The 22,753-nt window shown below is 45.2% G+C and carries 20 protein-coding genes; 14 read left to right on the forward strand and 6 right to left on the reverse strand.

Annotated features, from left to right (window positions below; genetic code table 11):
- Positions 1 to 88: 88 nt before the first annotated feature.
- Positions 89 to 1,816: an adenine deaminase gene (gene ade / locus Q0785_RS04255; protein ID WP_298825923.1), complete on the reverse strand. Its 1,728-nt coding sequence runs from the start codon at positions 1,814 to 1,816 to the stop codon at positions 89 to 91.
- 237 nt (positions 1,817 to 2,053) lie between these two features.
- Here ade and Q0785_RS04260 point away from each other — a divergent pair, with 237 nt between their 5' ends.
- Positions 2,054 to 3,139, forward strand: coding sequence for an AbrB family transcriptional regulator (locus tag Q0785_RS04260; protein ID WP_366522821.1), 1,086 nt, complete (start codon positions 2,054 to 2,056; stop codon positions 3,137 to 3,139).
- A 52-nt stretch (positions 3,140 to 3,191) separates the two neighbouring features.
- On the opposite strand, the gene Q0785_RS04265 is transcribed toward Q0785_RS04260, so the two are convergent.
- Positions 3,192 to 4,805: a glycoside hydrolase family 43 protein gene (locus Q0785_RS04265; protein WP_298825926.1), complete on the reverse strand. Its 1,614-nt coding sequence runs from the start codon at positions 4,803 to 4,805 to the stop codon at positions 3,192 to 3,194.
- A gap of 188 nt (positions 4,806 to 4,993) precedes the next feature.
- Positions 4,994 to 6,202, reverse strand: coding sequence for an ROK family transcriptional regulator (locus tag Q0785_RS04270; RefSeq protein WP_298825929.1), 1,209 nt, complete (start codon positions 6,200 to 6,202; stop codon positions 4,994 to 4,996).
- A 330-nt stretch (positions 6,203 to 6,532) separates the two neighbouring features.
- Between Q0785_RS04270 and Q0785_RS04275 the strand changes: the two genes are divergently transcribed.
- From Q0785_RS04275 to Q0785_RS04285, 3 genes are all read left to right on the forward strand, one after another.
- Positions 6,533 to 7,834: an extracellular solute-binding protein gene (locus tag Q0785_RS04275; protein WP_298825932.1), complete on the forward strand. Its 1,302-nt coding sequence runs from the start codon at positions 6,533 to 6,535 to the stop codon at positions 7,832 to 7,834.
- A gap of 453 nt (positions 7,835 to 8,287) precedes the next feature.
- A complete protein-coding gene (locus tag Q0785_RS04280; protein ID WP_298825935.1) occupies positions 8,288 to 9,166 on the forward strand; it encodes a sugar ABC transporter permease in 879 nt (292 codons plus the stop codon).
- Between the two features lie 13 nt (positions 9,167 to 9,179).
- Positions 9,180 to 10,001, forward strand: coding sequence for a carbohydrate ABC transporter permease (locus Q0785_RS04285; protein ID WP_223635842.1), 822 nt, complete (start codon positions 9,180 to 9,182; stop codon positions 9,999 to 10,001).
- Between the two features lie 20 nt (positions 10,002 to 10,021).
- Here Q0785_RS04285 and Q0785_RS04290 read toward each other — a convergent pair whose 3' ends face one another.
- Positions 10,022 to 10,657: a YesL family protein gene (locus Q0785_RS04290; RefSeq protein WP_298825942.1), complete on the reverse strand. Its 636-nt coding sequence runs from the start codon at positions 10,655 to 10,657 to the stop codon at positions 10,022 to 10,024.
- A gap of 209 nt (positions 10,658 to 10,866) precedes the next feature.
- On the opposite strand from Q0785_RS04290, the gene xylA reads away from it, so the two are divergent.
- The 4 genes from xylA (at position 10,867) to Q0785_RS04310 (ending at position 15,876) form a co-directional block, all read left to right on the forward strand.
- On the forward strand, positions 10,867 to 12,189 hold the full coding sequence (xylA, locus tag Q0785_RS04295; protein ID WP_298825947.1) for a xylose isomerase: 1,323 nt from the start codon (positions 10,867 to 10,869) through the stop codon (positions 12,187 to 12,189).
- A gap of 29 nt (positions 12,190 to 12,218) precedes the next feature.
- Complete coding sequence (xylB, locus tag Q0785_RS04300; RefSeq protein ID WP_298825950.1) at positions 12,219 to 13,718, forward strand: xylulokinase; 1,500 nt, start codon at positions 12,219 to 12,221, stop codon at positions 13,716 to 13,718.
- A 77-nt stretch (positions 13,719 to 13,795) separates the two neighbouring features.
- Positions 13,796 to 14,779 carry an aldo/keto reductase gene (locus Q0785_RS04305; RefSeq protein ID WP_298825953.1) on the forward strand — a complete coding sequence of 328 codons (984 nt, stop codon included), beginning with the start codon at positions 13,796 to 13,798 and terminating at the stop codon, positions 14,777 to 14,779.
- An 80-nt stretch (positions 14,780 to 14,859) separates the two neighbouring features.
- Positions 14,860 to 15,876 carry a Gfo/Idh/MocA family oxidoreductase gene (locus Q0785_RS04310; RefSeq protein ID WP_298825955.1) on the forward strand — a complete coding sequence of 339 codons (1,017 nt, stop codon included), beginning with the start codon at positions 14,860 to 14,862 and terminating at the stop codon, positions 15,874 to 15,876.
- Between the two features lie 226 nt (positions 15,877 to 16,102).
- On the opposite strand, the gene Q0785_RS04315 is transcribed toward Q0785_RS04310, so the two are convergent.
- Positions 16,103 to 17,020 carry a PhzF family phenazine biosynthesis protein gene (locus Q0785_RS04315; RefSeq protein ID WP_298825958.1) on the reverse strand — a complete coding sequence of 306 codons (918 nt, stop codon included), beginning with the start codon at positions 17,018 to 17,020 and terminating at the stop codon, positions 16,103 to 16,105.
- 140 nt (positions 17,021 to 17,160) lie between these two features.
- Here Q0785_RS04315 and Q0785_RS04320 point away from each other — a divergent pair, with 140 nt between their 5' ends.
- From Q0785_RS04320 to Q0785_RS04335, 4 genes are all read left to right on the forward strand, one after another.
- The gene (locus tag Q0785_RS04320) at positions 17,161 to 17,817 is read left to right on the forward strand and encodes a TrkA family potassium uptake protein (protein WP_298825961.1); all 657 of its coding nucleotides are present in this window, start codon (positions 17,161 to 17,163) and stop codon (positions 17,815 to 17,817) included.
- A gap of 147 nt (positions 17,818 to 17,964) precedes the next feature.
- Positions 17,965 to 18,624 (forward strand): reverse transcriptase-like protein, encoded by a 660-nt coding sequence (locus Q0785_RS04325; RefSeq protein WP_298825964.1) that lies wholly within the window; start codon positions 17,965 to 17,967, stop codon positions 18,622 to 18,624.
- A gap of 223 nt (positions 18,625 to 18,847) precedes the next feature.
- A complete protein-coding gene (locus Q0785_RS04330; RefSeq protein WP_298825968.1) occupies positions 18,848 to 19,645 on the forward strand; it encodes a DUF4397 domain-containing protein in 798 nt (265 codons plus the stop codon).
- Positions 19,620 to 20,258: a class F sortase gene (locus Q0785_RS04335; protein WP_298825970.1), complete on the forward strand. Its 639-nt coding sequence runs from the start codon at positions 19,620 to 19,622 to the stop codon at positions 20,256 to 20,258. Before Q0785_RS04330 ends, Q0785_RS04335 begins: the two co-directional genes overlap by 26 nt.
- A gap of 51 nt (positions 20,259 to 20,309) precedes the next feature.
- Here Q0785_RS04335 and Q0785_RS04340 read toward each other — a convergent pair whose 3' ends face one another.
- A complete protein-coding gene (locus tag Q0785_RS04340) occupies positions 20,310 to 20,915 on the reverse strand; it encodes a TetR/AcrR family transcriptional regulator (RefSeq protein WP_298825972.1) in 606 nt (201 codons plus the stop codon).
- A 188-nt stretch (positions 20,916 to 21,103) separates the two neighbouring features.
- Between Q0785_RS04340 and Q0785_RS04345 the strand changes: the two genes are divergently transcribed.
- Together Q0785_RS04345 and Q0785_RS04350 are read left to right on the forward strand one after the other, a co-directional pair.
- A complete protein-coding gene (locus Q0785_RS04345) occupies positions 21,104 to 21,862 on the forward strand; it encodes an SDR family oxidoreductase (RefSeq protein ID WP_298825974.1) in 759 nt (252 codons plus the stop codon).
- 179 nt (positions 21,863 to 22,041) lie between these two features.
- A complete protein-coding gene (locus Q0785_RS04350) occupies positions 22,042 to 22,695 on the forward strand; it encodes an SDR family oxidoreductase (protein ID WP_298825977.1) in 654 nt (217 codons plus the stop codon).
- The last annotated feature ends 58 nt before the right edge of the window (positions 22,696 to 22,753 follow it).

Genomic DNA, 22,753 nt, shown 5'->3' on the forward strand with positions numbered 1-22,753 from the left:
GTTAGTTCGGCGCAAGCCCGTAGGAAAGCGGAGCTGGTTTGCGGAATATCCATAACAGAATTAGTCTAACTTATATAGCGAATCTTCCTTATTCTTCAATAACCGCCACTGGAATGTGCTGAAAGCTTGCTACATCGAACAAACCGCAATCGGTTAACTTCAACTTCGGGATAACTGGCAACGAAAGGAAAGAGAGAGTTAAAAAAGCATTGAAATGAGTGGGAGCTCCGATCAGCTTAAGACTTTCATCGAGCACTTTGAGCTGTTCGAAGACGACGTCGAACGGTTCTTCCGACATCAGGCCTGCAATGGCAAGAGGAAGGCTGGCCAAAACCTTTCCATCCTGGATAATCACCAATCCGCCTTTCAGGTTCTCCAAAGCTTCAGCTGCCGTTTTGATGTCGCGATCCGTTGTTCCAACAGCGATGATGTTATGCGAATCATGTGCAACGGTAGTAGCGATGGCACCGTTTTTCAGTCCAAAGCCATGAACGATGCCAAGACCGATATTGCCGGTTGCCCAGTGGCGCTCAATCACCGCAATCTTCAATAGATCCTTTTCCGTATCTGATACAAAAAAACCATCGACTACAGGAGCTTCTTGCATCAAATGTTCTGTGATGAGGTTATTTGGGTTGATGCCGATGATATGTGCCTTCGTACTGCCGCTCGCGGGAATTTGAAAGCTGTTCTTGGAAAGCTCTGCAATACGCACTGTATCCTTTACCGTTGCTGTGTCGCTTTTTTCCTGGAGGGTTCCCACATATCGGCCGTTTTGCGCTACCAATTGACCGTCTTTATATACTTCAGCAATTGTCAATTCTTCAAGGTCATCGAGCAGAAGAAGATCCGCATCATAACCCGGAGCGATAGCGCCTTTTTGGTGCAGTCCGAAGCATTGCGCCGCATTGAAACTGCCCATGGAAATAGCGGTTATCGGGTGGATGCCCTGCTTGATGGCAGTTCGGACATTATAATCGACACTGCCTTCTTCAATCAGATCATCCAAATGTTTGTCGTCTGTACAGAACAGGCAACGGTGAGCGTTCTGTTCTGTTACACCTTCGAGCAGCGCCAGGAGGTTTTTTGCGACCGATCCTTCGCGGAGCATCACGTACATCCCCCGTTCCAGGCGCATCATCATTTCTTCTTTTGTGACACATTCATGATCTGTCAAGATGCCGGCAGTTCCATAGACATTGATGTCGTTTTCAGTAAGGCCTGCTGCGTGCCCGTCAATTTGCCGGTTCAGCAGCAATTTATCAAGCATGGCTTCATCTCCGCGCAGAACGGCAGGGAAGTCCATCACTTCAGCGAGCCCCAAAACCCCATCCCGGCGCATGAAAGGAACCAGGTCTTCAGCGGCAAGGCAGGCACCTGCATTTTCAAAAGAAGTTGCCGGCACGCAGGATGGCAGCATAAATTGGATATCGAGCAAAGTTGCTTCGGCATCCATCAGCATAAATTCCAGTCCATTGGTTCCACTGACATTTGCAATTTCATGTGGATCGGCAATGACTGTTGTGACGCCATGCGGCAGGACTACTTGTGAGAATTGCTGCGGTGTCACCATCGAAGATTCGATATGGACATGTGCGTCGATTAAACCGGGAGCCAGAAATTTTCCGGTGGCATCGATTTCTTTGACGCCTTTATAATCGCCGATGCCGACTATTATGCCGTCGCTGATAGCTACATCGCCAGTAGTGAGGGTCTTTGTGAATACATTGACGATAGACGCATTGCGGATCACCAAATCGGCTTTTCTTTGTTTATTGGCAACATCTATCCGATTTTTCAATTGTGCTTTAGTCATTGTTTTTCAAGCTCCTTTAAAGGGATTTTAGATTTCATTAAGGGAAGGAAAGTTGTTTGACGAGCTGAGCTTTGCTTTATTTTACATGAGATACTTGATGAGCTCTAGCAAAAAGCGGGAGTGGGAAGCTCTTGGTTGGAAAACTGGAAGCCCTAATAAAAATACAGTCGGCATGCTGTCGAGTGCACAAAGATTTTATTTTATTGGTGGAAGAGATTATAATAAGGAAATCACTTAGTGAATTTCCAGAAAGAAGATGACGATATGTGGAATCACCCGATGGCAAAAGCTTTTGCAGTCGGTTTGGCCGGCGCCGGGCTCTTTGTTGCAGCTGGAGCGCCGATGCCTTGGCTGTTGGGCCCTTTGTTTGCGGTTTTGCTGGTGCAATTGTTTACACCGGTTTCGCTGAAATGGCATTCAGGTTTCCGCAATGGCGGATTGGTTGTGGCAGGGTATGTCATCGGATATGCCTTCACCCTTGAAGCTTTGCAGGGGATGAAACAATATTTTTGGGCGATGGTATTGGTCAATATCGCATTTTTTATCCTTTTCCTGTTCATCAGTTCATTGATGGCTTCACGGACAAAGGTTGACCAGGCAACAGCGATGACTTGCTGCGTTCCGGGTGGTTTGTCGCAAATCATCATATTTGCGGAAGAACAGAAAACCATCGATTTGACGGCAGTCACTTTTTACCATGTTCTGCGCGTGCTGCTGATTGTCGCCATCGTGCCATTTATTGTGGCAGATGGAGGATCTGCCCATGTAGAAGAATTGGGGCAGGGAGATTATTCCCTGCAATTAATCGGATTGTTGGGGCTGTGTTACGGAGCTGGCATGCTGGCGGAGAAAGTGAAAGTGCCGACGGCTTTTTTGCTGGGACCCGTTTTTCTGATTATGGCCATTAATCTCGTTGGTGCAACTATACCGATCATGCCGGGTTCTTTTCTGCACATCGCGCAATTATTCATCGGCATTTATATCGGATTGTTGCTGAAAAAAGAAGATTTGAAATTGACGAAGCGGATGATTTTCTATTCCTTTTTTTCAAGCGCGGTGTTGATCGCCTTTGCCTATGTGCTCAGCTTTGTTCTGCAGGATCTCTACGGCCTCAGCTTTTCAACCAGCTTCCTGAGTTTGGTGCCAGGGGGTCTTGATCAGATGGGGCTCATTGCAGCCTCGGTTCATGCAGATGTCACCGTTGTAACTGCTTTTCAATTGTTCCGGATTTTGTTTTTAACGGTGTTGGTTGTGCCATTCGTTAAACTAGTGGTGGACCGCAGTGAGCATAGGAAAAAAGTAGTTGAAGGTAATATAAGATAGAGTAAAAAGGCAGCCGAGGATGTAATATCCTAGACTGCCTTTTGCTGTAGCATTATTCGGTTGTTTCCTTATAGATGAAATAGTCGAAATCAGCTGGCTGCTGTTGTCCCGAAAGATCCTGGCATTGCATGCCGACAAATGCACCGGTGAAGAAACCTCCGCCTTGGATATAGTCATCCGAAAGTTTATGGGAGGCGAATTTGATCGGAAGCGTGTTCCAGTTCTCTCCGTCAAAGGAGTAAGAGTACAGATAAGTTGTCGTTTGTACTTCCACACGCATCCAAACAGATTCCACATGCTCAGGAATACTGACTTCCTCTCCTTGGAGCGGCTGTGTGAAGGAGAAGTTGTCGCACACTGTAAGTTCAAGGATGCGTCCCTTTTCTTCATGCCAGGAAATCTGGAGAGCTGTCCAGTTTTCGGTGTTGTAATAATTTACGAGTCCGGCTCCCTGCTGGAAAGTAGTGGGTTGGAAAGCAACTTTTGTTTCAGCGATAAAATTAAAATGCTGCCAGCGTCTTGCAACGAACGCCTGCGTGAACTTGGATGTCAGCGATTCACGCCCGTAGAGGCGGAGATGGCCAGGGCTGTCTGTTAAAGAGACGATTTCTTCTCCAAGTGGAATGCGGAGCGTCTGAAAATGGCTATTCAATTCTACAGAATCAAAATCATCCTTTTCAGGGAAATCCGCTGGCCATTGGACTTCTTCAATCGCCGGACCTTCAATTTTTGAAGAAGGCTGGTTGCCTCCGACAACATAAGGCCAATCATCTTTCCATTCCAGACGTTGGATGGCGGTTTCCCTGCCAAGCGGACAAAAGCCTCGCGGATCCAATAAAGCCTGATCTTCCTGCGGCAAAGGACGCCCAGTTAAATGCACCAGGAACCATTCATCTGTATGAGTTTGGACCATCGAAGCATGTCCAGCTTTCTGAAGCGGAATTCTTGGATATGGCCATGAGGTGATCAATGGGTTTTCAGGATGGACTTCATACGGTCCGTCGATTTGGCGAGAGCGGGCGATTGTTGCCTGATGATCGTATTTGGTTCCGCCTTCTGCTGTCAGCAGGTAATAATACTCGCCGATTTTGTAAAGATGCGGTGCTTCTGTCAGTTTGATGTCAGTGCCTTTAAAGATGATTTTTGAGTCGCCGATGAGTTTGCGTGCGGCCGGATCGAATTCCTGCAGGACGATGCCGTAAAAAGGGTGATGCCCGACACGGTGGTCCCAGTACATATTGACAAAGTATTTTTTGCCGGATTCATCATGAAAGAGGGAAGGGTCGAATCCAGAGCTGTTCAGGTAAGACGGCTCTGACCATTCCCCATCGATGGTTTCACAGGTCACTAAATAATTGTGGCAGTCTTTCCATTGGCCTTCCGTCACTTTCACGTCCGTAAAAATCAGCCAAAACTGGCCATCACTGTATGACAGGGCAGGAGCCCAAACGCCTCCGGAATTCGAATTTCCGGACATATTCAATTGGCTCAACCGGTTTAAAGGGCGGGAGACCAACCGCCAGTTCTTCAAGTCTTTTGAATGATAGATTCCTACTCCTGGAAACCATTCGAACGTAGAAACAGAAATGTAGTAATCTTCTCCTATACGGCAAATAGATGGGTCGGGATTAAAACCTGGCAAAATCGGATTTTGGATCATCGTCATTGTTCTTCATCCTCCATTCAAATATGTAAGTGCTTACAAATTTCTTTTTTTCAACTTCCAATCGATCATACCGTACTTAGTCTATCGAGTAAACTAAGTTTTTTGAAATAGCTTGAAATACAATTAGAAAAAGCTGGTATCCGCAAATGGGATATCAGCGAGACCTACTATCTGGAAGCGTCTATTTTCTAAGCCTTCAAGCTTGTTTTCTGTTGCATACTGACATTGAGGAAGTTTTCAATGGAAAAGGCGGATGCCCCCAAAGCGCTTGAGAAAGTGCTCAGTTCTGAGAAGCAGATGGTCAAATCATTTTGCTGGAACCATAAAGCCTGATTCGATACCCGATCCGTTAAGGTTTTAGTTAGCCACTTAGAAGAAGACGCCATTCGGTTGCCGATTATCACTTGCTGGGGATTAAAGCTGTTGATGATGTTATTGATGCCGACACCCAGGTAATCACCGGCTTGTTCAAATAGAGCGATCACTTTTGGGTCGCCCTGCTCGGCAAGCGCCATAAGATCGCTCAGCTCCATTTCTTTTCCTGAAGGGGAGACAATTTTCATTTTTTCTGCGGCTGTCAGTAAAGCCTGTTCAGAAGCAAATAGTTCCCAACAACCCTTATTTCCGCAACGGCATGTAGGTCCATTCACTTGAATCGTCATATGGCCGAGTTCACCCGAAAAGCCATTTGAGCCTTTATACAAAGCGCCATTCAATATCAACCCAACACCGATACCGATTCCGGCACTGACGTAAATGATATGCTCGGAATCTTTTCCGGCACCGAACCTCTTTTCTCCATATGCACCCGCATTCGCTTCGTTTTCAATGATGATCGGCAACTGGTAGCGGTTTTCGAGAACCAGCTTCAAGTTTAAGTTCTTCCATTTTAGGTTGGGGGCAAGCAGGATTTCTCCATTATTGTCAACGATGCCAGGCACACCCATACCGATGCCGATGATGCCGTGAGGGCTGGGTGGAGCAGAATCCGTCAAAGAATCGATGGTATTGAATAATTGTTTTTCAATTTCTTCATAGGACAAATTCTTAAAAGTAACTTCTTTTTCTATGCAGATATTGCCGTTCAAATCCGTCAGCACACCCAGGAGGTAATTCACTCCAATATCAATCCCTATAGAGTAACCGGCCTTCTCATTGAAAAGCAGCATGACCGGGCGCCTTCCGCCACTGGATTTTCCTGGACCCGATTCATAGATCAACTGATCATCCAATAAGTCATTCACCAGGGAAGAGACCGTGCCTTTATTTAAACCGACTTCTTGAGCCACTGCTGCTCGTGAGATAGGGGAGTGGTTTATGATTTTTTTCAGGACTAAGGATTTATTGCCCTCTTTAACTACGTGATGGTTCCAGGTCTTATTTTCTCCAATATTCATGACAAGCAACTCCTTCTACTGAAATCTTGCTTTCTATCAACTTCCAAAATCGACTTTTGAAAATTTGTGTACAAACGCCCAAGCTGCGGAAGAGAAGTGTAAGAGACATTTATCCGGAGACTTCTCGAACGAAAATTTTCAAAACCCTCTAGTTAATAGTGTAACGCCATTTTTAAGATTTAGGTGAAAAACCTCATTCTACAGGAATAGTAACATGAAAATAAAACTTTGTTTAGCCACTAGACTAACAAAAATAATTTTGCTACAATTAAACCGCATACAACAATCTGAAAATTGTTGTAATAACAAATGCATGAGGGGGAAAGTAAAATGGGGAAGAAGAAAACGCTTACACTTCTGTCGTCCGCTTTGGCTTTAACATTGTTATTAACAGGTTGCTCAGGTTCTGATGAATCAGGGGAAGCATCAGGGGCAGCTGAAAAAGAAATAAAGTTCATGCATCTATGGCCTGAGGGCAGTTCGAAAAAGCATTTTGATGTAGTTAATGAAATCATCGCTGAATACGAAGAGGAAAATGAAGGGGTTTCCATTGATCTTGAAGTATTGAGCAATGAACAATATAAAGATAAATTGAGAGTACTCTCCACGTCCGGAGATCTCCCGGATGTCGGGTTGACATGGGCAGCAGGATTTTTAGAACCTTATGTTGGGGGCAATATGTTTGCGCCGCTGGATGATGTAATCGAAGAAGACTTGAGCGATGCATTTGTTCCTGGGACTACGGAAGCCTATGCCATGGAAGGTTCGACTTATGGTTTGCCGCTGGAATTGAATATCGTTTCTTTATACTATAATAAAGCGATGTTTGAAGAGCAGGGAATTACACCGCCTGAGACTTATGAAGAACTTGAGACGGCTGTAAAAGAATTCAATGACGCTGGAATCCAACCGATCGCTTTAGGCAACCGGGATTCTTGGACAGGCTCTATGTGGTATATGTATCTGGCTGACCGTATCGGCGGAGCGGATGTATTGAACAAAGCGATTGACCGCTCAGGTTCTTTTGAAGATCCGGCTTTGGTCGAAGCGGCTGCGAAGACACAGGAATTGGTTGATATGGGTGCTTTCGTCAATGGATTTAACGGACTCGCTGATGAAGAAGCAAAATCCATGTTCATGAGTGGACAGGCACCGATGTACTTGATCGCGACTTGGGACCTTCCAAACTTCACGACAAATGAAAGCGTACCGCAGGAATTTAGGGATTCAATCGGCTACCTTAACTTCCCGACTGTCGAAGGACAAGGGGATATGAGCAGTTTTGTCGGTGGTCCTGGAGTTGGATTATTCGTTGCTGAAGAATCAGAAGTAAAAGAAGAAGCGAAAGATTTCGCATCTTACTTTGTTAAGGCATGGGGAGAAGAAGCAGTGACTAAAGCGGGAGTGATTCCTGCCACTAAAGTGGACGCTGAGTCATTGGACCTGCCTGAAATGTATGTAGATATTCTGAATGAGCTGAATGGCGCTACTAACATCACATTGTTCGCTGATGTTCAAATGAGCCCGGATGTGGCTCAAGTGCATCTGGACTCCATTCAAGCCCTTTTCGGCAATCAAATAACTCCGGAAGAGTTTGCTAAGAATCACGAAGAAGCCCTTTCAAAAGAATAAAAAGTACTTCTTATAAGTTGAACTAAAAAAAACAGCTCTTACACAACGTTTCGGACGCTTTGAGCATGGCTCCCTCAAGAAGCCCTTGGGCACGCCGGCGCTAAGAGATGTAGTGAAATCGAAGTGAGCCTCTGTGTTTCTGCCGTATTTATAAAAGATATGGAACAAATCAGTGGAGACTCCCGCGGGCAAGCGAAGTGCCGAAATCCACTCGGGCGTTTAGCCCGAGTTAGTTCGGCGCAAGCCCTTGGCAGCTGGCAAAGCGACGTCCTGTCGCGCTAGCTGCATGACCCGCATCCTGCGGGCCCGAAAGCGGAGCTGATTTGTGGAATATCAATAGGCGAAGATTATTAGTTCAACTTATATAAAAGGGAAAATCTAATTAAAAAGAGGGGGCATATCCAACACTGTGGATTGTCCCCTTGTATTTTCTAGGATATGGGGTTGAATGGTATGAATAAAGTAATGTCGAATAAGTTCTATATCGCTTTTTATATTGCGCCAGCACTTCTTCTACTGCTGATCCTCGTTTTCATCCCCTTAGTCTTATCAGGGTATTATGGCTTGATGGATTGGGATGGCATAGGAGAGAAAACCTTCATCGGTTTAGAAAATTACATCACTGGAGTTCAGGATAAGCTGTTCTGGAACAGTGCGTTCCATTCATTTCTATTGGCGATTTTTTCTACCTTAAGTTTAGTCATTTACTTGACGGTCTCTTTTATATTGGCTTCAAAAATTAAAGGGGCAGATTTACTGCGCAAAATTTACCTGATTCCCATGTTGTTGTCTTCAGTTGCCATTGCCCAGCTATGGGTTAAAATCTACAATCCATCAAATGGTATTCTGAATGTCTTCCTGATGAGCATCGGCGTGGAAAATCCACCATTATGGTTAGCGAACCCTTCGATTGTATTGTTTGCCATATTCGTCCCGATTTTATGGCAGTATGCGGGTTTCTACATATTGATCTATTATGCGGCTCTGAAGAATATTCCTGAATCACTGATAGAAGCTGCAAGGATTGATGGGGCATCCGCTTTCCAGATTGCCACACGCATCAAGCTCCCGTTGATCAAAGAAGTGGTCAGCGTAACGATTGTCCTGGCAATCGTGGGATCTCTTAAATATTTCGATTTGATCTATGTAATGACTGCCGGGGGGCCAAACGGAGCAAGTGAAGTAATGGCTTCCTATATGTACAAACTTGCTTTCTCGAATTATAACTTCGGGTACGGCAGTGCCATCGGCTTCCTGTTATTGATCATCACTTTAATCGTTACACTTATTGTACGGAAACTGACAGAAACTAAAGATAAACTCGAATATTAGAGGAGGCATGAAAATGGGCCGCATTGGTTATTTCTTTCTGTATCTGGCATTGATCATCGTAGGGCTATTTCAAATCCTGCCGTTGATCTGGCTATTCCTATTCTCCTTAAAAGATAATAATGAAATCTTCGCGGGTTCGCCGTTTGCTTTGCCTTCGGAATTCAGATGGGAGAATTACGCGAAAGTCTGGGATGGCGGCATCGGTACTTATTTTTTCAACAGTGTCTGGATTACGATCCTTGCCATCATTTTAACCGTCCTTTTTGCAAGCATGGCGGCTTTCGCGATTACAAGATTAAAGTGGAAATTAAGTGGGCTGGTGCTTGGATTGTTCATGGTCGGATTAATGATTCCGATTCATTCCGCCCTGATCCCGCTTTACAGCATGTTCTTGAGTGTCGACATGATCGACAATCCGTTTTCCATTGTCATCACCTACACGGCGTATAATCTGCCCATCACATTGATGATCCTGCTGGGCTTCTACTATACGCTGCCGCATGAAATAGAAGAAGCGGCCGTGATTGACGGCTGCTCGATCCATCGGATGTTTTTCCGGATTATCCTGCCGATGACAACACCGATTTTAGCAACAACTGTCGTCATCAACATGATCTATAACTGGAACGAATTTGTATTCGTCAATACCTTCATCAGCTCCGAAAAATACAAAACGCTGACAGTGGGTATCCAAAATTTCATTGGTCAATACATGACGGATTGGGGCGCAATCGGGGCGACTTTGGTCATCAGTGTCTTGCCGATCATCGTGGCTTTCATCTTCTTCAGCAATAAGGTAGTCGAAGGCATTTCATCAAGTGCCGTAAAAGGATAAATATAAAGAAGCTTCACACCTTAAGGAAGGGATTCCTCAGGGCGTGAAGCTTTTTTATGGGTTTTTTCGATTGCGTGCATGGCCATCCAGGTCGTAAGAAAAGCATATAAACTGCCGCCGAATATGATCGCCAGAGCTGGAAACAGTCTCATGATGAAGAACAACGGAACTAGACAGAAAATAATGACAGCAGTAGCTGGCGGATTGACTAGCATCAGCAGAAATGCGTTTTTAATGACCGAAGGTACCTTAATATCGTAATGGACGAAGGACGGGAATAGATAAAAAAGGAAGAACGTGAATATCAGCATAAATGCAAACAAAGGAATGTATGTCCAATCCAATAGTTCGTTCGGGCTTGCCTGGATATAGAAAATATCTAAAGCGATGAGCAATAATATTACAGTGATGAAGAGTCCAAGAAGATTGCTTTTCAAAAAGTCTTTCTTATAAAACTCCCAAAAGGATGTAAATAGAGGCAAATCGGTATTTCCCTTCAGCCATTCACGGCAGATGGCAAACATGGAAGTGGTGGCAGGGTAAAATCCGAACAGGACACCGCCCAGCAAGGAAAACAATACCCACAGGAGGTTCAAGTAAGCAAAACGGGTTATCCATTCCAATCCAAGATAAATATAGCTGCTTGTGTTATTCATTGGTGACCGCCTTTATCGCAGATTTCAGTAATTTATAAAATCATATCCTACTCATCTAAAAAAATCATTTAATGAGGTCCAAATACTTTGTTTAATCAATAGACAAACTAATTATAACTTGATATAATCCTTAATGAAAGCCTTTTCACTAATAAGTCTAAATATTGATACATATTCACAGAAACAAAATTATATTGGAGGTATGGAAAATGGTACATTTCCCGGAAATTGAAAAGATAAAATTTGAAGGAGCGTCTTCAAAAAATCCATTCGCTTTTAAATTCTATGATCCTGAAGAAAAAATCGCAGGAAAAACAATGGAGGAAACCCTTCGTTATGCTGTATCTTACTGGCATACATTTACGATGGATGGTTCAGATCCATTCGGTGCCGGAAGCATGATCCGCTCGTGGGACCGCCTTAACGGGATGGACCTGGCAAAAGCACGGGTTGAGGCATCATTCGAATTTTATGAAAAAATGGATGTACCATTCTTCTGTTTCCATGATGTTGATATCGCACCTGAAGGCAGTAATTTGCGGGAATCCAATAAAAACCTGGATGAAATCGTTGGAATGATCAAAGAGTACATGAAAGACAGCAAAGCGAAATTGCTGTGGAATACAGCCAATAACTTCACACATCCACGCTTTGTCCATGGAGCCGCAACGTCAAGCCATGCAGATGTCTTTGCCTATTCAGCTGCTAAAGTGAAAAAAGGGCTTGAAATCGGTAAAGAACTTGGTGCTGAGAACTATGTGTTCTGGGGCGGCCGTGAAGGCTATGAAACGCTTTTGAATACCGACATGAAACTGGAGCTGGATAACTTAGGGCGCTTCTATCATATGGCAGCCGACTACGCGAAGGAAATCGGTTTTGATGCACAATTCCTGATCGAACCGAAGCCGAAAGAACCGTCTACACACCAATATGATTATGATGTAGCGACAGCCCATGCATTTTTGCAGAGCTATAAACTGGACGATAAATTCAAATTCAATATCGAAGCCAACCATGCTACACTGGCTGGCCATACCTTTGAACATGAACTTCACTATGCGCGCATCAACAATATGCTCGGTTCAGTAGACGCCAACCAAGGAGATCCGCTCTTGGGCTGGGATACCGATGAGTTCCCGACTGATCTATGGTCAACCACTTTGGCGATGTACGAAATCCTCCAAAATGGCGGACTTGGCCGCGGCGGCTTGAACTTTGATGCTAAAGTAAGAAGAGGGTCATTCGAGCAGGACGATCTGTTCCATGCACATATTGCCGGAATGGACGCTTTTGCTGTCGGTCTGAAAGTGGCTCAGCAACTGATTGATGATAAGGTGCTTGAGAATGTAGTGAGCAGCCGATATGAAACTTATACAAATGGCATCGGACTGGATATCGTCAATGGCAATACTGACTTCCACAAACTTGAAGATTACGCGTTCGGTATTACGGATATCAAACAAACTTCAGGACGCCTTGAGCAGATCAAAGCTACTATCAATCAATATCTATTGCAGGCTTTCGCAAAATAAGAATTTTTCAGGCTGGGAGAGCTGACTTTATGAAATATGTTATTGGCGTCGATTTGGGAACAAGCGCTGTTAAGATTTTATTGGTGGATCAGCAGGGTACTGTGGTGGAGACCGTTTCAAAGCCTTATCCGCTGATCCATGAGAAAAATGGATACAGTGAACAGGATCCGCAGCATTGGGTGGATGAGACCGCTGCAGGTTTGAAAGATCTGTTAGAGACCTTTAATGGGAATGCAGAAGATATTGAAGGCATCAGTTTTTCAGGTCAGATGCATGGGCTGGTTTTACTGGACGACAACAAGGACGTTCTGCGCCCGGCCATTCTATGGAATGATACCCGGACAACTGCTGAGTGCCAACGGATTTATGATGTAGTTGGACGGGAACGATTGTTGGAGATTACAAAAAATCCGGCGTTGGAAGGCTTTACTTTGCCGAAAATCCTTTGGGTCCAAAAAAACGAACCGGAACTTTTCGCGAAGGTGAAATCCTTTGTGCTTCCGAAAGATTATTTACGCTACAAACTGACAGATAAGCTGCAAATGGAATTTTCGGATGCAGCGGGAACATTACTGTTGGATGTTACAGAAAGACAATGGAGCAGAGAAATCTGCGATTTGTTTGAACTTGATTTTACGATGTGTCCGCAGTTAGTGGATTCTCACGAAGAAGTAGGCACTGTCACACCTGAATTTGCTGAAGCATCCGGACTTGCCCTTTCAACCCGTATTTTTGCGGGTGGAGCGGACAATGCTTGCGGAGCCATTGGCGCTGGCATTTTAGAAGAAGGCAAAACCATGTGCAGCATCGGAACTTCAGGTGTCGTGTTGTCGTATGAAGCCAAAGGCGATAAAGACTTTGACGGGAAGGTCCATTATTTCAACCACGCAGCGCCTGGTGCGTTCTACACAATGGGTGTGACTTTAGCGGCTGGCTATAGTTTATCGTGGTTCAAAGAGACGTTTGCTCCGGAAGCTTCATTTGATGAGCTGTTGTCCGGTGTCCATAATGTGCCTGCCGGATCGAACGGCTTGTTGTTTACGCCTTATCTTGTTGGGGAAAGGACTCCACATGCAGACGCTTCGATCCGAGGCAGTTTTATCGGCATGGACGGCTCGCATCGCCGAACAGATTTTGCACGTGCAGTTCTGGAAGGCATCACGTTTTCCTTGAACGAATCGATTTCGATTTTCAGGGAAAGCGGCAAGACGATCGATACGATCGTCTCGATCGGCGGCGGTGCCCAAAACGAAGACTGGCTTCAAATGCAGGCAGATGTTTTTGACGCCAAAATCGTTCGCCTTACCAGTGAGCAAGGACCCGGAATGGGTGCAGCGATGCTCGCGGCTTTCGGTTGCTCCTGGTTTGAATCCTTGCAGCAATGTGCAGATGCATTTTTGCATGAAGATAAGAGTTATTTCCCAATAGAAGAAAACGTACGGACTTACAGAAAGTTGTTCTCCATCTATCAGGAAGTTTACAAAAAAACACGTGATTTGAATAGTAAACTTTTGGAATTCCGCAAGTAGTTGCCAAATAGAACCTCAACTAACCAGTTGAGGTTTTTTCTGTAAAGAAAACCAAATCTTACGAAGAGGTGAATGGGATGAATTATCGTCAACTGGGCAAGACAGGTATGGAAATAAGTGAATTGAGCTTTGGAACATGGGCAATCGGCGGTTCTTGGGGCAACACCGATGATGAGCAATCATTGAAAGCATTGGAGTACGCGATGGAAAAAGGCGTCAACTTTTTCGATACAGCAGATGTTTATGGAAATGGGCATAGTGAAGAACTGCTGGGCAAAGCGACAAAAGGGAAACACGACCAAATTCATATCGCCACCAAGTTTTGCCGGGCAGGAGATATCCATGACCCACAGACTTATTCGATGGAACAGGTTTCCAAATACGCCGAAGCGAGCCTGAAGCGCCTGGGACGTGAGCAAATTGACTTGTATCAGATCCATTGTCCGCCGATGGAAATTTTAAAAGACGGCAGTGTATTCGAAGTACTGGACAAACTAAAAGAGCAAGGGAAAATTCGTTCTTATGGCGTCAGTGTGGAAACAGTGGAAGAAGGGCTCCTGTGTCTTGAAAACCCGAATGTCAGCAGTTTGCAGGTGATTTTCAATTTGTTCCGCCAGAAGCCACTGGAAGAACTGTTTCCGAAAGCGATGGAAAAAAATGTGGGGATCCTTGCACGCGTCCCGCTTGCAAGTGGTTTATTGACCGGGAAATTCAAAGTGGATTCACAGTTTGAGTCAGACGATCACCGGAACTTCAACCGCGACGGGGATGCATTCAACGTCGGAGAAACGTTTGCAGGCGTAGAATTTTCAAAAGGCGTGGAATTGAGCGACCAGCTTGCGTGGATTGCAGACGGCAGAGGCAATCGGACACAGGCTGCATTAAAATGGATCCTCCAGCAAGAGGCAATCACTTCGGTTATTCCAGGATTCAGAAACGTTGCGCAGGCAGAAGATAATCTGAAGGCGCTGGATGCCAAGAATTTCTCACCTGAAGAAATGGAGCAGTTGGCGAAATTCTACGAAGAGCATGTGCATCCGGAAATAAGGGGCGTGTATTAAAAAAACTTACCGCTAAGGGGCAGAAATGCTTTCTTGGCGGTTTTATTTAAAGATTCGAGAGGAAAAAAGGAGAGATTTGGATGGAGAAAATTCGTTGGGGTGTATTGAGTACAGCTAATATCGGCAGAACACAAGTGATTCCTGCAATCTGCAGAGCTGACAATGCCGAAATCATCGCGATAGCGAGCCGGACCGACAAAGTGCATGCGGCAGCTTTGGAATTGGAGATCCCGAAAGCCTACGAAAGTTATGAGGAGCTGTTGGATGATCCTGAAGTTGATGCTGTCTATATCCCGCTGCCTAATCATCTGCATAAAGAATGGGTGATCCGTTCGGCACGAAAAGGCAAGCATATCCTTTGTGAAAAGCCGATTGCATTGAATAGAGCGGAATCGGAAGAAATGATTGCCGTATGCCGGGAACATGGTGTGAAGTTGATGGAAGCATTCATGTATCAATTGCATCCTCAACACGCACGTGTAAAGGAGATTATCGCTTCAGGAGAAATCGGAAAAATCAAATTGATGAAATCCAGCCACTCTTTTTACCTGCAAAATCGTTCAACGGATATACGGATGGATGCAGCGATGGGAGGGGGCAGCATCTATGATCTCGGTTGCTATTCCATTCAAGCCATTCGCCACATCACGGAGTCTGAGCCGGTGACTGTTCTGGCTCAAGGGGAAATGGATCCTGAAAAAGGGGGCGATTTGACCGACCTCGTCCATATGACAATGGACAGCGGTGTCCAGGCCTTATTCGATTGCAGCTTTGACATGACGGCCAGAAATGAATACGAAGTGGTGGGGACAGCGGGCAGCATCAAAGTGCCGTTTGCCTTCCGGCCGGATATCAACGGCCATATCGGCACGGTCGTTATCCAAAAAGGAGGAGTCACACGGGAAGAGAAGATTGAAGGGGATATTTACAAGCTGGAAATCGAACATTTTTCCAATGCGATTCTAACGGATTCAGCGCCAGTCATCACAGCTGATTCGACCAGTAAGAATATGCGGGTTATCGACGCTTGCTATGAATCCTTAAAAACTGGAAAGAAGCTTGTTATGCAGTCGGATAACCAATTTATTCCGGTATGAGTTGATTTGAAGATTATTTACTCTAATGAAGAGTGAAGTGTAAATACGGGAGAAAGCGCTCCCGGTCGCCAGTGTTGCTTGCAATTATCCTTCTGCCGCAGCCAATTGGCAGCGAAATAGGAAAGTGAGTCGAGTTCCCATTCCGCTGCGCACGGCCACAGTGTATCCACTGTTCTAAAAAAAGTCAGATAGTCCAATCATGAATCGACTTTTTGTTCAACGGATATTACGGGACATAAAGTTCGCCTTGTCCCACCACAATTGCAGTGCCGCCGATTTTAACTTCCTCGAATTGCTGTTTCTTCCTTGTGACGGTAATGTCGATGAAGCTGGGCCTTCCCATTTCAATGCCCTGTTCACTTCGGATAGAGCAGATTCCTTCAGGGCTTTCAATAACATTATGCTCGACAAGAAACGCTCCTAGAGGACCGCAGGCAGCGCCGGTTGCCGGATCTTCCGAAATCCCCATGGCCGGGGCGAACATTCGGCAATGGACAGTGGAATCGTCATGTTCGGTTTCAGTGGTGAAAGTAAAGATGTGCTGGCGGGCAGGATCACTGCTGAAATGGCGTTCCCAGACATCCGTGCGGAAATTAATTTCCCGTATCGAAGCCAATGAGCGGAGAGGGACAAATAGGAATGGCAGTCCTGAAGAAATGGTTTGAATCGGAAAACGTGTATCCAGCTCGCTTTTCGGCAGCGACAGCAAATCTGCAACCAGAGCTTGCCTCGTCAAGATTTCACCGAAAACCGGAAGAGGCTGGATCATTTCAACTTTGACGATTTTCTCTCCTTCTTTCTGTACAGATACAGCGATATCTCCCTGGCCTTCTTCGATGGTCCATTCAGTTAAGCCGTCCTGCGAAGGCAGCATTTTCAGATAAGCCATGACAAAAGCTGTTCCAATCGTGGGATGGCCTGCTATCGGCAACTCCACTTGAGGTGTGAAAATCCGGAGACTGATCTGATTTTGCGGCTTTTTGGGAGGACAGATGAACGCTGTCTCTGATAAATTGAGTTCATTGGCGATCTGCTGCATGGTTTTCGAATCCAGTCCTGAGCCGTCGTGGAAAACTGCCAAAGGGTTACCACCGAAAGATTGATTGGTGAAGACATCGACTAAAGTATACTTTAAGGTTTTCATAATACCCCTCCTTTATTTGAATAGTAAGACTTTGTAGTTTCTTTGTATCAGTTAGCGGATAAAAAGTCCAACACCTTTCATTGCATTCCGCCGACTTTACGAATAAAGTAAATGTAACAGAGCAGAAAAGAGGGAAGCGTGTGAAAAAACAGATTGTGGTCATAGGATTGGGCCGCTTCGGCAGCAGCGTCTGCAAAGAGCTGCACAGCCTCGGACATGAAATTATGGCCATAGATACGGATCCTGAAAAAGTCGACGCTTTGAGGGAGTACGCATCGTTTACAGTCCTTGCAGATGCAACAGATGAAAATCAGCTGAAATCTTTGGGTGTCCGGAATTTTGAGCATGCCATTGTGGCGATCGGAGATAACCTCCAAGCCAGTGTCTTGTGTACCTTGATGCTGAAGGAACTTGGCTTGCCGAAAGTCTGGGTGAAGGCGCGTGATCTGCAGCATGAGAAAATCCTGCACAAAGTTGGAGCGGACCGTGTCATTCAGCCAGAAAAAGAAATGGGGATCCGGGTGGCCCACCATGTCGACTCGGATAAGATTGTGGACTATATCGACCTTTCCCATGATTACAGCATCATCGAGCTGGTGGCTTCCGGAAAAATGGCCAATCGAACTTTAGTGGATCTGAATATCCGCAAAGAATTCAATTGTATTGTGTTGGCTATAAAAAAAGAAGAAGAAGTCAATATTGCCCCAGCAATAGATGATATTGTCGAGCAGGGAAATGTTTTGATCATCATGGGTCATAAAGACGACTTGAAGCGCTTGGAAGATAAAGCATTATAATGCAATAGACCTGGCCGGTTCCTCTTTTGGAACCCGGCTATTTCTTTTGTCTCAATCAGCTGTTTATCGACCCGCTGAAGGGGAATGGTATCTACAAGAAAAGTGAGCGGGAAAAGTCGAGTATATTGGAGGACAGGAGGCTTGAGGATGAAAATCCGAATAGAGTGGACCTACAAAATTCCCAAAGGTGAAGAAGTGGTTTTCTCTTCAGAAGATATGCCCGCAGAGACCGCCATGGCAGTAGCTGAAGATTTAGAGCGGATAGGCCGGACAAAAAATATTCAGTTTGTAGATCAGTTCGACAGCAGTTGGACAATGAAGGAAATGAAGATTTATTTGAAAGGAATCGAAACAGAACCCCACAACGTAATTGTATATTTTGATGGGGGTTATGATCGAAATACGAAATATGCAGGCATCGGCTGTGCGATCTATTACGAGCAAAACGGCAAATCTTACCGCATGCGCGCAAATACAAAGTTGGAAGAGCTGTCCTCCAATAATGAAGCTGAATATGCCGCACTGTATTTCTGCCTGCAGGAACTTGAATACTTGGAGGTTCATCATCTGCCGGTCCGATTTATCGGAGATTCACGGATAGTTGTTAACGGAATGAACAATGAATGGCCGGCAATTGAAGAACTGCTGGTTCCCTGGGCAAATCGAATTGAGGAAAAAATAACTGAAATGGGAATACAGCCCGAATACGAATTAATACCCCGCAAAGCCAATTCCGAAGCTGATAAGCTGGCAACTCAGGCATTGAACGGCGTATTGATTGCAGCCACCAGCGAAATCATCGCGTAAGGAGTGATATTTTCAGGGAAGCGAAAAAGACAGGAGAACGTTGTGTAGAGCTTCATATAAAGCAAGAATCCGACAGGGTATTTCACGAGTGTATAAGCAGTTTAGTGCTTTGTATTCAAAATTCAGAATAGTCTATTTATAACTTGCGGAATCATGTGAGATAGGTTATAAATTAGTTGTACAATACTTGTGCAAAAACTACACACATGAAGGAGAGGGAAAAATGAAGAAAATCTTAGTTTCATTCTCTGTTGCAATGGCTCTTGTGTTCTCACTGCTCGCCTCTGGAGTAATGGCAGACAGCCATACCGCTAAAGTCAGAGTGGTTCACGCTTCACCGGATGCACCTGCTGTCGATGTCTATGTCAATGGAGATTTAACACTTGAAGAAGTACCTTTTAAAGCGGACTCGGGCTATTTGGAAGTACCGGCCGGAACACATGATGTAGAAGTTTTTGCAAGTGGAACAGAGTATGCTGCAGGTGAAGGCGTATTGCAGGCAGATCTTGCTGTAGAAGCTGGAAAAGCTTATACAGTTGCTGCAGCAAACCTTCTGGAGTCGATTGAATTTGTAGTTGCAGAAGATTCAATGGAAGTAACAGAAGGGCAAACAAAAGTCCGCGTCGGGCATTTGTCGCCGGATGCACCAGCAGTTGATGTTGGCGTAATCGGTGGAGACGCTTTGTTCAGCGGAGCGGAATTCCCGGTAATTACGGATTATGCGGAATTGGATGCAGGTACGTATGATTTAGAGATCCGTTTGCCGGATGGAACACAGGTATTGCCACTTGAAGGCACTGAATTAGCTGCAGATACTGTCTATAGTGTCTTTGCAGTAAATACGGTGGATTCGCTGGAAGTGATTGCGCTGGTTGATTACGAAGCAGCAGGATCACCGGATGGCATGCCGACTACTGGTCTTGGAACACCTGATCAATCTCAGGCTATATGGTTATTGTTGGGCGGCGCGTTAGTGCTTATTGGAGCCAGCACTCTTGTATGGAAAAAACGGTTTCAATAACAAGCTCATACTGGTTTTGGCGCTTTTCTTATTAGCCGGTTGCCAGCAGCCAGTAGATGAAGTAAGTGTTCGTTCGGAAAATGTGGGATTTACGCTTGATGAACCGGCTGCAGTCACTATTCAGCAGCCGGCACCAGCAAAGAATCCTATTAATGGGTTAAAACGTTCAGGTATACAGCCGACTTCTTTAAAGATTCCTTCAATTCAGCTGGAAGCACAAGTCCAGCATTTGGGGACGACAGAGAATGGTGAAATGGCGGTGCCGAATAATATCGAAGATGTCAGCTGGTTTTCTCCAGGATATCAGCCAGGTGAAAATGGCCGTGCTGTTATTGCCGGACATGTCGATGGTGTTGATGGACCGGCAATTTTCTGGGATCTTTCCAAGCTGCAATTAGGGGACGAAGTCATGGTGCAGGACAAGGAACGGACTTTGACGTTCAAAGTCCATACGATGGAGTCCATACCACTGGATTTGGCGGATGTCTCACAGGTCTTCGGATACACCTCTTCCCCGGAATTGGTCCTGATCACCTGTTCAGGAACCTATGACTTTGATCGGGGGACTCGGGAAGAACGCCTGATAGTCTATGCCAGCCTTATCGAAGAATAAATAAAAAGATGCCGCCTAATTCCTGAAAAGGAGTAAGGCGGCATCTTTTTCTTAATGCAGGTTTTTCTCTTTAAAGACAGTAATTGCCTCAGCCTTTGGAGTTTGATAAGACAGGATGTTGATCAATTGATCTGCCATTTGTTGAGAGGTGAACTTGAAGTCTCCGCTCACCCATTCAATAATCAAGCCGAATAGAGCGTAAGCGTTATAACTGCTCAGTAAACTGGGATCAATGCCGGGGTTGGGCATCGGGCTGATCAGCTCTTTTTGGACAAGTTCCTTCAATACTTGGCAAATACGGTTCTGAAAGCCAGGAAGGACATTTGAATTGACGATGATCGTATAGAAACGGGAATAGCGTTCGACGTGATCGAAGATTTTCACAGAGGCAGCTGACAGCTTGCCGACTTCAAAATTCTTTATTTTTACATAAGGCTCCCTGTAGGAATGAATCAAGTCGATCAGAACATCGTCAATCAATTCATTCAAGAGTTCTCCCTGAGTTTGGTAATGCTTATAGAAAGTTCCGCGGTTGAGATTGGCCGAATGGACAATTTCTGTGATGGTGATGCTTTTGAATTCTTTTTCTTCCATTAGGCTGATCAATGCTTCTTTTAAAGCCATTTTTGATTTATCGATTCTGCGGTCTTTTTTCATCGGTAGGACCTCACTTTCGTCATTTGTTTTGTGTAACTGCACAAAATCAAATTCGGATGTACGTTAATCAACGTTTAAGGGGTAATTTGTTGATTGATAACTAAAGTATAGGCCAATATACTTGGAGTGTATAGATGAAAGCGTTCTCTTGCACGACAAACTAACTGACGAAAAAGGAGACCTGCAAAATGAAACTCGAAGGAAAAGTAGCTATCGTAACAGGAGCAGCATCAGGAATGGGGAAAGCCATTGCGGAACTTTACGCTAAAGAAGGCGCACAAGTTATCGTTTCCGATATCAATGAAGAAGGCGCAAAAACAGTAGTTGCTGGCATCGTAGAAAATGGCGGTACGGCAATATCGGTGAAAACCAATGTGGGAGAACTTCAAGAAATTGAAGCGATGGTTGACTTGGCAGTGAGTGAATATGGAACTTTGGATATTCTGGTCAACAATGCAGGCATCATGGATAATTTCGAGCCAGCTGGAGAAATTGAAGATGCAAAATGGGAACGGATTTTTTCCATCAACACCATGAGTGTCATGCGCGCAACACGTAAAGCATTGCCGATCTTCCTTGAGAAAAACAAAGGCGTCATCATCAATATCGCTTCAGCAGGCGGATTGTATGGTGCGCGTGCAGGAGCCACGTACACAGCTTCAAAGCATGCTGTTGTCGGCTTTACAAAAAATACCGGTTTCATGTACGCAAAAGAAGGGATCCGCTGCAACGCCATCGCACCAGGTGGCGTAGAAACCAACATCAGCTCTACAATGACGTCCATCAGCGACATGGGAATGGGACGCATACAGGCTGGGATGGCCTTGAACCCGCGTAATGGCAAGTCAGAAGAAATTGCAAAAGTGGCTTTGTTCTTGGCTACTGATGATTCAAGCTTTGTCAATGGAACAGTCATCACAGCTGATGCTGGATGGACAGCTTACTGAACAATAGAATCCACTTAGCCCGTTGCATGAGAATGCAACGGGCTATTTCTATTTTCTGTGCACTGAGTTGCAGTTGTGCGTCATGTGTTTAAGATGCCATCGTATAGGCTATAGTGATGTGGAAGCGGAACAGGATGGATGTGCCAGGAACACCAATCGACTGAAAGGACGTGTGTTTGATGAAAGTGGCGATTATTGGAGCAAACGGGAAAGTAGGAAGTAAATTAGGGAGGATCCTTGCTGAAAGAGGAGACGAGCCTATTGGTTTCATCCGCAAAGCAGAACAGGCTGAACAATTGGAAGCGCAGGGGATCCGAACCGTTACAGCAGATTTGATCGAAACAGAGACGGAAGAATTTGCCCGTCTTCTAAAAGACTGTGACGCTGTGGTTTTTACAGCAGGCGCAGGCGGGGCAGGTGAGGAATTGACGACAGCCATCGACGGGCATGGCTTGGTGAAGATCGCCAAGGCTGCCGAGTCGGCAGATGTTCGGCGATTTCTATTGGTATCCGCCTTTCCGGACGCTGGACGCGGCAAAGACATGCCTGCCAGTTTCGAGCATTATATGAAGATTAAACGGCAGTCCGAAGTCGATTTAGTGAAAACCGCTTTGGACTGGACTATTTTGAGGCCGGGAACTTTAACGGATCAAGAAGGTACCGGGAAAGTGAATTTAGGTTACACTTTGATGTATGACACGATTTCACGTGAAGATGTTGCCCGTACCTTAGCGGTGCTGCTCAACTATCCAAAAACTGCTGGACAGATTTTGGAAGTGGTTAGGGGAGAAGAAACGATCGAGTCAGCGGTAAAAATAAAGGCGGGCAGATGACGATTCGAACTTCAGAAATAACTGTAGGGAACGCTGCAACCTTTTGAGGGGGTGCAGC

The sequence above is a fragment of the uncultured Planococcus sp. genome, from assembly GCF_947501725.1.
Taxonomy (GTDB): Bacteria; Bacillota; Bacilli; order Bacillales_A; family Planococcaceae; genus Planococcus; species Planococcus donghaensis_C.